Raw genomic sequence first — 13,081 nt, 5'->3', positions numbered from 1 at the left:
CCTCGGTAGGGAGCAAATTATGTGAGGCAACGGTTGAATATTCGGGAACAGTTTCGGCGAGGCAATGCGCGTCTCATCTTGGTTGTCGCGCTGCATGGCGGCATTAACTCGCCGCCAGAGCACTGATGTCACAATCGTGGCAGGGGTGCATGAGTAGGAAACCTGGATACTTCCGCCGAAACACGCAATGATCGCGAATACCGCTGAACGTCCAGAAATACTCGCAAGCTGGGGTTTCTAAGCTGCGAGAAAACCTTCAACCGGAGGACGGACAATGCTTCAATTCAAAGCTATATTCACCGCTACGGTGGCTACGATGTTTCCCGCGAGTTTGACGGGAACATCGTGGGCGACAGACCAAGGACAACAACGCCGCGCAGGGCGTGACGTCAAACAAGAAACGCGTCAGGATTCACGGCAAACAAAGCAGGCATGCCGCGCGGGCGATGAGCAAAGCAACTCGGCGTGCCGTGTGGATAAGCGAAATGCGAATCAGGAGGGACGCAAGACGGCCCGAGACATGAAATATTAAGTTCCGAGCGCGGATCCTTGGCTTCCCACCGGCTCTCTCGTTTAATTGTCATCGCCGTTGGCGGCCTCGCGTCCGGCATGAACATGACGGCCACCTTCCGGCTGCCGCCCCTTCGTTGCCACGAGGGTGACGATACTCAAACCATGCCTCCAAGCGCGGGCGCGTATGGTCTTCAGCCCCTCGCGTTTCCTCACGCGTAGCGCGCCTTTTAACCCCAGCCTGCGTCCATGTCTTCGCCGATCATTTCGGCCATGCGCCATCCTCTACTGGTTAGGTTTCGATGCCCTGCAATGACTAAGGAAAGCTCTCGCCCGAGCTACATATGAGATGGCGCAAAGTACAGCGTAGGGTCAAGCCGCTCCATGTCGAAGCTTCCATCCGAGCCTCTCCTCAGTGATGCCGACGCGCCGGTTCGATCGAGCCCGCGCAAGCGTCGAGATCTCGCGCAGTCGAGCCTTCAGCTCGATCCGATACCTGAGCGCGTGGAGCCGTGCCTCGCCCGGCGCAAGCCAAAATCGCCAAAGGGACCGGATTTGGATCTACGAAATCAAACGCCGGCTATCGCCTCCATCTTCACATTGAGCAGCAGCGCATGCGCGTTCTGACGCCCCGGGGGGCATGACTGGACGCATCGCTTCCCGGCGATCGAGGCGGCAGCCAGGAATGTCCACCTGCGGCCGATCATCCGGCGGAGCCGGCCGGAGGGTCGTCGGGTGACCCGAGCCTTGCGGTCATGGTCGTGCGTCGACACGAATGGACCAGTCGTCATTCTCGACGAGATCGCTGCGGCCTTTCTTGCAAGATAAGTGATTGTATCGATCCTCAGACGTCATCGGATTGGCGGTCGCGGAGAGTGAGCGCTTCCGCCGGTGGACGGGCGCTGGTGTAGGAGATGACGGCCGGCTTTTTCAGCCAGATCGTGTCCCGGAACAACAGCCGCCGGCGAGGCGATCGGCGTCTTCTACGATCCTCGTCAGAACGCCGAGCACAGAGATGGCGTCGCTGATGCAGCGGGCCGAAGCCTGGGGTAGGGCAGCATCGGCCGCTGACCGGCTCGATATATCGGAGGCGGAAGCGGGAGAATGGCCGTCGTTGGAGCGGCGAGGCGATGCATTGTTCGGCGCCGAGTCACGCTCAGACGATCAGCCGGGCCGCTCGCCCATTCCTTCGTTCCGCGTTGTTGTAGTAGCTGGCCGCCTGGGTCACCGATTTGTGCAGCGACTGCTGCATCGCCTCGGGCAGCGGGATACCACGATTTGCCGCCTCGGTCAGATAGCCGGACCTTAGGCCGTGCGCCGAAAACAGCGCCGGATCGAGGCCGGCCTGTTCACAGCGCGCTTTCAGGATCAGATTGACAGACTGCGGCGTCAGCGCCCGCAGGTCGATATTGCCCCACTGATCGATGCGCCGGAACACCGGGCCGTCCTTGATTGGCGCTTCAGCCAGCCAAGTTTTCAGGGCAGCTACTGGACGGCCGATCAACAGCACATGTGCGTCCTCATCGGCGGTCGTCGTCTTGGGGCGGCCGAGGCGGATCGACAGACAGGGCAGGGGAGGGGAGGTCTTGTCGGAGGGATCCGCGCGGACCGGTTCCTCGTCGGCGAGATCCTCGACGCGCAGAGCCGCCACTTCCGAGCGGCGACGGCCGCCGGAGGCAAAGGCGGTGAGGAGCAGCGCGTGATCGCGGAGGTCAACCGGCCGATCGCCAGCACAAGCCTGAAGCAGTTTCGCCAGGATATCGACGGTCACTGCCTTTTTGCTCTTGCGCTGGCGCGGCCGGTTACTCGCCTTGACTGCCAGCCTCAGCGCGCTCTTCAGCGATGGCGCACCGAAGGCGCCGGTGAGACCGCGCCAGCGGGTCAGGATCGACCAGGAGGTCAGCCGGCGCCGCACCGTGCCGGGCGCGTGCGGTCCGTCGGCCCTCAGCAGGCGTTCGGCACGCAATCCGGCCTCGACCTCGGCCGGCATGCCGTGGGCCGGGTCCTCGGCGCGCTTGACCGGATCCCAGAGGTGATGGGCGACGAACTTCAGGAGCAGTGCTTCCGGCGCCGGCCAGGGGAGGGGGGAACCGGTGGCAAGCTGGCACCAGGCCTCGAGATAGCCGAGATCGGAGGCGAGTGCCCGCAGCGTGTTCTCGCCCATGCCTTCGCTCGCGAGATGTTTCAGGGTCGCGACATCGTCGTCGGTCAGCAGCGCGGCGAGCTGGTCGCGTCGGTCGAACGGTAGGATGGCGTCGAGCGCGTCGAGCTCTTCGGCGCGTCGGTGGACCGCTGGGCTGTCTGAATAGGCCGCTCTATGATTATCGACCACGGTGCGCACCTCCAATGCTCTTGGGTAAAAAATTACGGAACATCCGTATATTCCGGAAAAAGGAGTTACGCGATGACGTCGACCGTGACCCTCAGCCGGATGAGGCCGGGTGAATTTTCAGGTCGGTCTGGCCAAAATCGTTCCCCTTGAACAACAGCGGCGCCTTGGCGATCCTCGCAACAGCATAGGAAAAACAGTCGCCCATGTTGAGCGTGGCCGGATGGCGACCTTTACCGAAGCGGTCGAACGCTCTTTCCGCTTCTCGGTAGTGCGCCTCGTCGAAAGCAATCGCCGCGACGTTGGGCAACTGGACAAGCTGATCGACAATGTCGGAAGAGTTGGGGAAGCCTTTTCCTGTTAGCACCATACGCACCTCCAGCAGCGTAGGCCAGCCGATCGCAATCGACTCTCGTCCGACCAACGCCGTGAATCGTTCGGCCTCCGGCTCTGCCAGCGCCATCGCCAGAATGACCGACGTATCGACGGCGATCATCGCGGCAAACCGTGTTCGTCGTAGAAATCGTCATGCGCGGAGGTCGTGCCGGCCGGGACCGAGCGCCGGCCATCGGTCATCAAATCCGACAGGACATCGATCGGCGTCCGGGCAGACTGCTGGCGCAGTTCCAGATCGTAGTGCTCGAGCGCCTGCTCGACGAGCCTGTTGATCGGCTGACCCGTGCGGCGCGCCAGCGCGTGCGCCAGATCCCGGGCCTTGCTGCTGCGGACGGACAGTTGCGGTTCGGACATTTTCGTTTCCTCGATCAAATCCCATCGAAGAATAGCGATTTCGGCTTCAGATGGCAAGAAAATCACCTTCAGATGGCTAACTATCGATACTGGGGCCCTATCGATAGTGAAAGTGTGGAGACATCGTTGTCCGGATGACGGAAACGTAGTCTGATTTAACTTCCGCTTGTAGGATTTCAGGTGTTAATTCATATCGTTAAATGTTCCTAAACTGCTTTGTCCAGTGCTGCTGGGGGTCCGTTGCACGCCGGGATCTATGGTGGGCGTCCGACGGGCGGATCGCCCGCTCACCAGTCGCAATTAGATGGAATCGAACGAGCCAAGTCTGCCGACGCCTGCGCCTCGCTGTGGATCGACGGCGAGCTCGTCCACCTCGAGGACCTGGTGCTGCACGATGCCGGCGCCGACGTTCGCGCGCCGACCCACGAGCTCACCATCGCCCGCGACGTTCTAAAAACCCGCCGGCGGATCGCATCGCAGTCTGCGGGTTTGGCGTTCAGTGCCGATGGATTGCGCAGCCTGCGCGGCCAGCTGGCCGACGACGCGGCAGACATCTCGGCGAACGACGCCGAACCAACGGGCGACCCCGAGCCGAACGTCGCGCTTGAGTCGAGCGGAGGAGGGCAGGGGGATAGTCCCGAAATCTATCCCGCCGATCCCCTGGCAAAGCAACTGGTGGCAATCGACGCAATTCTGGCGCGCTCGGAAGCGGCCATCACCGACGTGAAGTCAGCGGGCCGGCGGACCGAGCGGGAGAAAGATCTGCTGGTCTACGATCTCGACTGGGAGGAGGACGAACGGCTCGACGAATGGCGCGCAGCGCTCGAAGAGACCTATGGTCTGCCGCGGGTGCTGCGGGCGATCGTTGCACTCGACGCTTGGAACGAGCTGCAGGTCTTGCAACACGCGCCCTGGCTCGGCCGGCTGCTCTCCGCTGCGGTCCTGCGCCAGGCGGGTGTCACGACCAACGCGCATCTTGCCACCGTCAACCTGGGCCCGAAATTCCATCCCCTTCGAGCGGCGCCGGCATCGTCATCGCGACACCCGTCTTGCGGCGCTGAGCGACGGACTGATCGCGGCGGCCGAGCTCGGGCTGGAAGGAACATGACCGGCTGACGCTTGCGCGGCAGATGATGGAGCGGCGGCTGATCGGCCGGCGGACGTCGTCGAAACTGCCAGAGCTGATCGAACTGGTGATGTCCCGGCCGCTGGTCACATCCGGCATGATTGCCGAAACGCGCGGCGTCACGCCGCGGGCGGCGCTTAGGATTGTCGAGGAACTGGGGACTGCGGAAGATGACGGGGCGGGGGAGGTTTCGGGCGTGGGGAGTGGGGAGTGGGGAGTGGGGAGTGGGGAGTGGGGAGTGGGGAGTGGGGAGTGGGGAGTGGGGAGTGGGGAGTGGTTTAGCTTGTGCCAATTGTACCACGATACTTTACAATGGCGATATTTCCAACAATGTTCAGGACATGAAATTCGTCAAAGCAAGCGGCCTCACCGAATCGGAGAAAGTTCTTGCCGACCTCTGTAACGGGTCGTTTCTGCAGTTATGGACGTATCCGAATCTTTTCTCGAAGCCGGGAAAAGAGCTGTGCGATCTGCTGGTCGTATTCGGAAGATATGTTCTCGTTTTCTCCGACAAAAACTGTACTTATGGCACCGCTGAGGATGATGAGCTGAACTGGAAAAGATGGTACAAAAAATCCATCGCACATTCCGCGGCACAAATCGAAAGCGCGATCACCTGGATTTCCGAACAGCCAGACGAGATTTACCTCGATGCCAAGTGTTCGCAGAGGCTTCCGATCGATCTGCCTGACCCGAAAGAGGCAATTTTTCATCGGATATGTGTCGCTTTAGGAGCAAGTGCCATAACTCGCGAGAAGTTTGGGCGACCGTCGCTTCGCATAGAGCCTGCAATCAAAGACGGAAAAAAGCCATTGACCATCGGGCGCCTGAGCCATGCGCGGGGGTGGGTGCATGTGTTTGATGAAGAAAGCCTTCCTGTCGTAGTAAAACAACTCTCCACTGCGTCTGACTTTGTTGCTTATCTTAATGCGCGATCGAAGCTCTTGGGGGATGGCGTGTTCGTGTCTGCAGAAGCTGAGACAGATTTGCTCGCTCGCTACCTTTGGCACAACAGATCTTTCCCCAACGAAACCGAGCAATATGTCATCGAGCCTGATCTTTGGCCGAAGGTGTCTGCCGATGTTAATTTTCGCGCAGGTCAGAAAGAAGACCAGGTGAGCTACTTTTGGGATCACCTTATCGAGCGGGTAACCGGTCGTTTTATCGATGGGACGCTGGAGACTGGCAACGAGTTGACCGTACCCGAATACGAAAGTATGGCGCGAATCCTCGCTGGAGAGTCACGCTTCTCCCGACGTGTATTGGCCAAGCTCATCATTGATCGAGCGAATCGGGCGAAAGACGCGGCAATTGGAACTCTGCTTCCTTCTTGTCAGTCCGACGTCACCTACGTTCTCTATATAGGGCAAGGCGCAGCTCCATCGCGTTACGACCATTATCGCAAAGACAGAGCAATGACCCTGCGTGCGAGGTGCATTGCCGCCAAGGCGGTGTTGCCGGAGAAGAGGTTCATCGTTGGTGTCGGATTGGATGCGGCCGGTTCAAAGGGTAGCTCCGAAGACTTCGTCCTAATAGATACTCTCGAATGGTCTGACGAAGTCCTCAAGAAAGCCGAGGACTTACGAAGGGATTTGGGATACTTCATCGAGGGCAGAGCGGTGCTGGCGCAGTTTGTCGAAGCTGAATATCCGGGCTCCGACATCAGCGTCGATTATCGGGCGTGAATTCCGTTCGTCCGGAACGGCACCTTGTCAGGGAAGCTCGATTTCGTATTTCCAAATGCGTCCAATCCTGCTGCTCGTGTCGATGGAGTAGGAATCGCTGAACGGATAAATGATACTTGCTGCGCGCGTGGCGCATTCCCGATGATAGAAAAGGGCAAACCCAAGCGCTTGGGGCTTTGTGGAGAGCGGCGATAGGAACAAGTTGGTAATCGGCTTCTTTGCCTCCTCACGTTCTAGCAGCTCGCTTAGTACTGTAGCGGTAGCGAATGGATCGCTTGCAGGCGCGAATACTTTCTCAGCTACATCGCCGAGAGCATCTGCCGCCGCGTAACTTCTGAGGACGTTCTGCTGATACATGTCTGCCTGTAGTGATGGCAGACCGTAAATCAGAGCTTTGTGGGCTTTGCCTTTCTCCTCTGCAACCTCGGCAATCAGACTATCTTCGTAGCCTGCTCCGATAACGAGAAGATCGTTCTCGGTCACGTTGTTGATGTAGCCCTCATAGCCGGCGACCTGACGAACATCGTGAACTAGCTCGCTCGCAAACCTAGTCCGGTCGTGGCCGGAATAATGGCCGGGCTCGGTATAGATGACATCGAAGCTTGAGACGCCGATGACGCGCAAATAGTTTATCAGATATATCATGTGAGGCCGCATGAAGCCGGTCACGTCAATGCAAATTCGCGCGCCGAGAATATCAACGTGTTGCAGTACGCTCGTAAAGAACTCCAGGATGAAGTCGTCTTCTCGGGACGCACCGGAAATGAATGCACCATCCGGCGCGTCGTTAGGGGAGAGGCCGTACTCGTGGTGAACCAACCAGTACTTCTTCGCGGCGCGGACCTCCTCAAACACCTTGAGAACCCGATCTGACGGGTTGAATGCTGAAATGAAAATATCCCACGGAGTGCTACCGACAGCACGGAGGTCGAGAACAGTCTTGTACTGATAGGTGTAATCAATCATCGAACAATCCGATCTGGGCACCCGTCTTCTTGGGTGCTCGCCGGAACGGCGCGTTCACTTTCGATCGCCAATCCGAAAGTAACTGCTGATACTGCTCATCTCGGCTAGCATCAAAAATTGCGTTAAATTGTTCGGCTGAGAACGTCAGGACACCTCGCCTCGATAGCGGCAGATCCCAGCGCGGGGCCAGCATCGGGCTTAATTGAAATTTCGCAGTTACGTCCTCGGAATTGCGCTCCTTTTGACCTCCCGGGATGCGATGAAGAAACGCTCTCGCCTCCGCTAGGCCCAGCACCCGGCGGGCTTCGTCACTCACTTCACGCTCCGAGACACTAAAGCTACAGAGGGAGATTTCGACAGGCTTATCGGAAAAGCGGTTAATACGGAAAATGTTGGCCAGACGCTCCACTGCAGCCTGAATTACGATCCCATCTGGGCCAGCCTTTCGCATGTTGCTGAAATACCAATCAGATGCGTCCAACACGCCTTTCTGTTGAGAGCGAAGGGATATCAGCCCGCCTTCAAAAGGCCGTTCGTCCGCAAAACTCGCCCATTCAAATACCGATCTCAAAATCGTCAAAAGCGCTCGCGGAATGCCAGCGGACATGCGGACGAAGTTATCAATACCACCGTAATACTGTGGTTTCCTTGCCTCTCGAAGGAGCTGTGCCGACAGATCGCCGGCATAGTGGCCGAGGGCCTGCTTGTATCGGTCCCCATCAGAATCACCCTTGAGGAACGAATTCATTTCCGACGAGATGCGAACGAATGATGCACTGAGATCGCGCCCCTTCGCCCAGTCCTGCATGAACAGCATGATGTTCAATTTCTCTAGCACTGGGCTGTCTGGCTTTGAGAAGGCGTGTAGAACGTCGGGATAGCTCAGGTCGCCTAGGTTCTTTGTCACAAGCTGTTCAAGGTTTTTAAAGTGCGGTCTTTCACCGGGTTCCGAGTACACGACTTCGAGCCAATCAGCGCTGCGCCAACTTGCATCGAAACTGGTGAAGTACTGTTCTAATTGATCTGCTTCAGATCCACCAAGCTGGGTCAGCCGCTTAGTCACAAGGCTGCGACTGAACGAATTATATTGGGTCTCGAGTTCACGCAACTTGGAATCGAGTTGGATCTCGGTGAACTCAGAATCTTTGATATTCTCTTCGCCCGCACTGTTGGTGCCGTATGTTCTGATTCCGTATGTCCGAGCCCCTATTCGAAATGTGCTCGGAGGCTCTCGCTCTCTATATATTGTATTAACGTGAATCTGCTGCGACGTAGTCAAGTTTTCGAATTCATCAATCGCGTAGACGAACAATACGTCGCGCATGAATGAAATCTTGTCTGAAACGATTTTTGGAATGCCAAAAATGATATTTCCTGCAGTAAGAATTATGTCAGGCTTCAAAACGCCCGTTATGAGGCAGTTATTGATTTCATAGTCGAGCTTCTTCTGCTGTTCGGAAAAGAAAGCAGATAGCTCAGAGAGCGATTCGATGTTTTCGGCAGGTTTCTTATCCAGAAGAGCTATAATCTCTGCCGTTATGTCACGGTGAATTTGCTCATTCTCGGTCGCTAGGACCTCACAGAGAAGCCGTAATGCATGCTGCGCAAGCCATAGCTCGAGATAGAACGAGAACAGTTGTGACCACACCTCGTCCGATTGCCGTTTTCCAGAAAACCGGTTGGAATGAAGACCGCTGCACCGAACATAGAGGCCCAGGTATCCGTCATCGCGTAAGCCATCAGAAATGGTTTTACCAGCTGCAGCGTACCGAAGCTTTTGTAGCTCGAAGGACTGGTGTCGCATCAGATGGGTTTTTCCGCTGCCCTTCGCTCCAAGAATGTATGTGGGCATTGGTGAGGCGGGATGATCAAACTCAGGCTTAATTCGGCTATCGTCTATAACCATCTCGACCCAAAGCTGCTCAATCTGCTCGTTGTCGAGGTCGACCGCTTTCGTAATTCCGAACGGGTTTCTTCTTCGTACAGGCTGCATGAACTAGCTCGCATTCTTATGGTAGCGCTTGAAAATGGGACGCCATGGGGCATCAGCCCAGAATATTGGTAGAGTGTTGTCGGGCGTGTTGTGATTGAAGCCGATAAGGAGCTGACCGTCTTTGTATCCAAGGGGATGCCCCGCCCAAAGTCGCGCGCCGTACTTCTGACAGGTGGCCTTCACCTTTTCGCGGTCGAAGTCCACGTTTGCGGCGTTGAAGATGCGGGACTCCGGCTCAAGTGCCTTGAAACTGTCATCGAGCTCGTACACGGCCGCGACCGTGTCATATCGATCAAGGCTTCTGATGAACTCCAATCCGCGTTGGGTTGCGAACAAGACTAGATAGTGAACCTTGAGGGTAGGATTAAGGGCTCGGAGCGGATCAATGATGTCCTGCGAATATTCAGCAGCTTGGGTGCCGGACCCGCAAAGATCATCAATGAATACATAATCAGTAATCTCTGCATGGCGAATGCGTAAAGTTGGGGAGCCGGCCTTGGCATCTCTTGCGAATATCTCATGCGTATTAATGAAGTGATTGCTATTCAACTGGTTTTCTTGCCGGAAATAATAGAGAAGATGTACCCCGCTCTCCGACGGGTTGCCCATGCCCAAGAACCTGGTCTTGCTCAGGTGGACGTTGAATTGATGGTTGAGAACGCCAATGTCTTTCGTATCACCGTGAGCTCGCCGTATTGAATGGAGGGCCGGCGTCTTGAAAAGATCTCTATATAGGGATCGAAGAAGCTCTCTGATTTCGCGTTGACCAAAGTAGACGAAATTCGAAAGCAGGAACAAGGCTTGGAGCTGTTCGTCGTCTTCAACAGCTGCAGACGCTTCAAACTGTTCGAGCCAATGGCGCACGTCAGGTTCTAGAACTTTTCCGTACCAGGCTGTCTCAGTCAGTTGCTTGATTTTTTTGAGAAGCGCGTCAAACATATCCTCCCGCAAAATTCTTTCCTCTCAGCGCTTTTGGAAAACAATCACATGTTCTCGTTCGATGGTCCCAGCGGTCTTATTGCGTTTTGTCATCAAGCCTCGTGATCGTATATCGTCCACAAGCTCCAATGACGTCGTCAGACCCTTGCTGTTAAAAATATCCTTCACAAACTGACTCGTTGGAAAGTTGTGACCGCAAATCATATTGTCTCCGACAACCAGAACGAGATGGCCGTTCTGTCGAAGCCGCGAGATTATTGCTTCAGCGGCATCATCCATCTCGCGAAGATAGGTATCTGCGATGTGCGAGCGAAGTGAGTTCATGGATTTGATTTTCGAGAGGACCTCTTGTGCGCTTGGAACGACCGAAACACTTTCGACGCTGTAGTCGGATTTGTAAAAGTGCTCTCTACCAATATTGAGTTTCTCCAACTCACGAAGCCGGTCAGAAGGAGCCATTCCCAGCCATCCAATGCTCAAAGATGAGGCGCGGATGTATTTTTGGGCTCCCGCGTAGGGTGGTGAGGTTATAATTAGGTCCGCTTGAACATCCCCGTCCGAGTGACGTTGCCGGGCATCGGTGTAAATTACCGACCTGCACCCCTCTGGCATCTTTGCTAGGCGGGCAGAGTTGGCTCCCACAACCTTGGCAAAATGGTCGATGACGCTAGGTGAGTTGAGAACGTGCTTTTCAAGGGCATCACCCTTCAAACGAACCGGCACTGAAAGTCTCGGATCGCTGACACTGAGGCGCTTCACGCAAGCCGAAAAACAAGCCTCCATAAATGCCAGTACGGCGCCGTTGGTGTGGCTCCGTATTGAGTAAAGCAGCGCCCCCAGCGATAGCGCAACTTCCTCAGAAAACCACATATCCTTCTTGATCGCGGTAGTGAAAGGGACCTGACGATTATGGTCCACGTTGGACAGGACCGTGTCTAAAGCAGTGGATATTAAGTCAGAGCTGATGTGCGTCGTCTTAGCTGTCGCAATTAGCCTCGCCAGCGGATTTGCATCTGCGCCCAGAGCGCGCCGGCCAGCCATCAGTGCTTCAACGAGAACAGTCCCAGATCCCGAGAACGGGTCATAGACCACATCATTTGGCGAAGAGTACTTCGTGCAGTTGATGAAGAACAATGGGATATTGAGGAGCAGCTTCGCCGGATACGAGTGAAACAGATGCGTGGCCCTATCCACGCCCGACCCAAGCGGCACAAGCGTGCGAAAATTGACTGTGACCGGTAAACCGCTGGCTTCGTATACTTCCTCCAGATTGCGAAGATCTGCATCGAAATTCCAGGTGTGAAGATCGCGGATCCGGACGTGCGCGGTAGCTTTCGCGACCTCATCCGCGACCCGATCGGATTGTGTCAGAGGTCTTGCGTGGAGTGAGCAGGAGAACTCATTCATTTTCAAGCGCGGTCATCAGTTCCGTCCACTCGCGTTGCGAGAGACCGCTCTCTTCGAATGATATAGACTTTCCGGCAAGGCGGGCCCTAACAACCTGCCATGCTGAAGCCGACAGAGTCACAGCGCCAAGTTTGTATTCCTTGAATGCCTCGAAAGTCAGTGGGACCCACTTCTCTGTTATGTCCAAAAGTTTCTCCGCGTAAGCACGGATTTCGTACTGAGCGTGGGGGTCCGCTCTTAACCGCAGAAAGTTCAACAGGTTGTGAAGATTGGTTTTCCAGTACCACTGCGTGTAAAAATTGAGACTGAGGTTCATGCGAGCTAGCTCGCGTGCAATTCCGACTCGGCCGTTTTCAAGGCTCGCGCCATCTTCAGAAATATTAAGTAGCGAGTTGTATCCGCTGTAGCTGCGCTCAGCTTCGTCACGAAGGAGACCAAGCACCCAAGAGTTGTCAGCGAGGGGCGCATTTTCTCGACCCTGCTTGTTGTCAGCCGATTGCGCTGCCAAGTTGGCAGCATCCGGCACGTAAAATTCCTTATCGAGAATGGAATATCGAGCAGAGTACTCGTTCACACTGGCGGTTCTGTGCCGGATCCACTGCCGTGCCACGAAAATTGGCAGTTTGACGTGAACTTTGATTTCAGCCATTTCGAATGGCGTCGTATGTGAGTGGCGCATTAAGTATCGAATAAGGCCGCGATCTTCGCTAACCTTCTTGGTGCCTCGTCCATAGGATACTCTGGCGGCCTGCACGACTGCGGCATCGTTACCCATGTAGTCAACGACGCGAATAAAGCCATGATCGAGTACCGGTATCGATTTATGGAGAATTTGCTCCATACCAGTAGAGACGGCACGGTATGTCGCTTCCAAGTTATCTCGAAGGCCGTGATCAAGATCATTTTCCTGTGCCAAATCATCCTCGTACGGTAGCCGTCAACGCTCTACCACTAATGTGAAATCGGCTCGGCGACAATCGACCCGACCGAATTTCCTTGCGAAGCACGAGCATAAAACGGAACTTCAAAAGCCAGAAATCGCCCTTTCTGGGGTCCCGAGAGCGTTGAGCATGGCTGCGATTTATCCCACAAAGTCGCCTTTCGTACGATGCTGTATTCTCCAGCAAAAACTACAGAACGCGCCGCCCTTCTCAAATATCATCGGGTTCTCGCGTCCCGCGAACATATTTGATGGTAGGATCGTGTCCCATCAGTTCAGACAAACCTCGGCCAGAACCAAAGCGCGATATGCCCGCGGTAGGCGCCATCTCGTAGAGATCCTGACCTGCCACGGGTAATTTCCTCCAGTTTGGATTAGAGTCCGGCCTATTGAAGGACGGACGCATGAAGAAGCAGAGATTTACGGAAGAGCAGAT

At 55.8% G+C, this 13,081-nt stretch carries 10 protein-coding genes and 2 pseudogenes; 3 read left to right on the top strand and 9 right to left on the bottom strand.

The annotated features are described in order from the left end of the window. Window positions 1-894: 894 nt before the first annotated feature. A pseudogene (locus FB009_RS34045) lies at window positions 895-1,194 on the top strand (non-homologous end-joining DNA ligase); the annotation flags it as partial. 472 nt (window positions 1,195-1,666) lie between these two features. Here the strand turns inward: FB009_RS34045 and FB009_RS31915 are convergent. From FB009_RS31915 to FB009_RS31905, 3 genes are all read right to left on the bottom strand, one after another. Beyond that, window positions 1,667-2,842 carry a site-specific integrase gene (locus FB009_RS31915; protein ID WP_145162717.1) on the bottom strand — a complete coding sequence of 392 codons (1,176 nt, stop codon included), beginning with the start codon at window positions 2,840-2,842 and terminating at the stop codon, window positions 1,667-1,669. Window positions 2,843-2,933: 91 nt separating this feature from the next. Continuing rightward, window positions 2,934-3,335 carry a type II toxin-antitoxin system VapC family toxin gene (locus tag FB009_RS31910; RefSeq protein WP_011970304.1) on the bottom strand — a complete coding sequence of 134 codons (402 nt, stop codon included), beginning with the start codon at window positions 3,333-3,335 and terminating at the stop codon, window positions 2,934-2,936. Continuing rightward, the gene (locus FB009_RS31905) at window positions 3,332-3,589 is read right to left on the bottom strand and encodes a type II toxin-antitoxin system VapB family antitoxin (protein ID WP_186447696.1); all 258 of its coding nucleotides are present in this window, start codon (window positions 3,587-3,589) and stop codon (window positions 3,332-3,334) included. The genes FB009_RS31910 and FB009_RS31905 overlap by 4 nt, the downstream gene beginning before the upstream one ends. 269 nt (window positions 3,590-3,858) lie before the next feature. Between FB009_RS31905 and FB009_RS33570 the strand changes: the two are divergent. Beyond that, window positions 3,859-4,921, top strand: a pseudogene (locus FB009_RS33570) (RHE_PE00001 family protein); the annotation flags it as partial. 135 nt (window positions 4,922-5,056) lie between these two features. Further along, window positions 5,057-6,400, top strand: a complete 1,344-nt coding sequence (locus tag FB009_RS33565; protein WP_153423782.1) for a hypothetical protein — start codon at window positions 5,057-5,059, stop codon at window positions 6,398-6,400. 27 nt (window positions 6,401-6,427) lie between these two features. Here FB009_RS33565 and FB009_RS31890 read toward each other — a convergent pair whose 3' ends face one another. The 6 genes from FB009_RS31890 to FB009_RS33040 all read right to left on the bottom strand — a co-directional run. After that, window positions 6,428-7,366, bottom strand: a complete 939-nt coding sequence (locus tag FB009_RS31890) for a hypothetical protein (protein ID WP_145162702.1) — start codon at window positions 7,364-7,366, stop codon at window positions 6,428-6,430. Then, on the bottom strand, window positions 7,359-9,359 hold the full coding sequence (locus FB009_RS31885) for an ORC-CDC6 family AAA ATPase (RefSeq protein WP_145162699.1): 2,001 nt from the start codon (window positions 9,357-9,359) through the stop codon (window positions 7,359-7,361). The genes FB009_RS31890 and FB009_RS31885 overlap by 8 nt, the downstream gene beginning before the upstream one ends. 3 nt (window positions 9,360-9,362) lie before the next feature. Then, the gene (locus FB009_RS31880) at window positions 9,363-10,310 is read right to left on the bottom strand and encodes a phosphoribosyltransferase-like protein (protein ID WP_153423780.1); all 948 of its coding nucleotides are present in this window, start codon (window positions 10,308-10,310) and stop codon (window positions 9,363-9,365) included. Between the two features lie 12 nt (window positions 10,311-10,322). After that, complete coding sequence (locus tag FB009_RS31875; protein WP_234888315.1) at window positions 10,323-11,705, bottom strand: DNA methyltransferase; 1,383 nt, start codon at window positions 11,703-11,705, stop codon at window positions 10,323-10,325. Then, window positions 11,698-12,621, bottom strand: a complete 924-nt coding sequence (gene thyX / locus FB009_RS31870) for an FAD-dependent thymidylate synthase (protein WP_318889470.1) — start codon at window positions 12,619-12,621, stop codon at window positions 11,698-11,700. Before thyX ends, FB009_RS31875 begins: the two co-directional genes overlap by 8 nt. A gap of 235 nt (window positions 12,622-12,856) precedes the next feature. Next, the coding region (locus FB009_RS33040) for a hypothetical protein (protein ID WP_210247455.1) at window positions 12,857-13,081 on the bottom strand (225 nt) is incomplete at its 5' end.

It is taken from the genome of Sinorhizobium medicae, assembly GCF_007827695.1.
In the GTDB taxonomy this organism is placed as follows: Bacteria; Pseudomonadota; Alphaproteobacteria; order Rhizobiales; family Rhizobiaceae; genus Sinorhizobium; species Sinorhizobium medicae.
The sequence above is the reverse complement of the archived record's forward strand: the minus strand, read 5'-3'. Positions and strand labels throughout refer to the sequence as shown.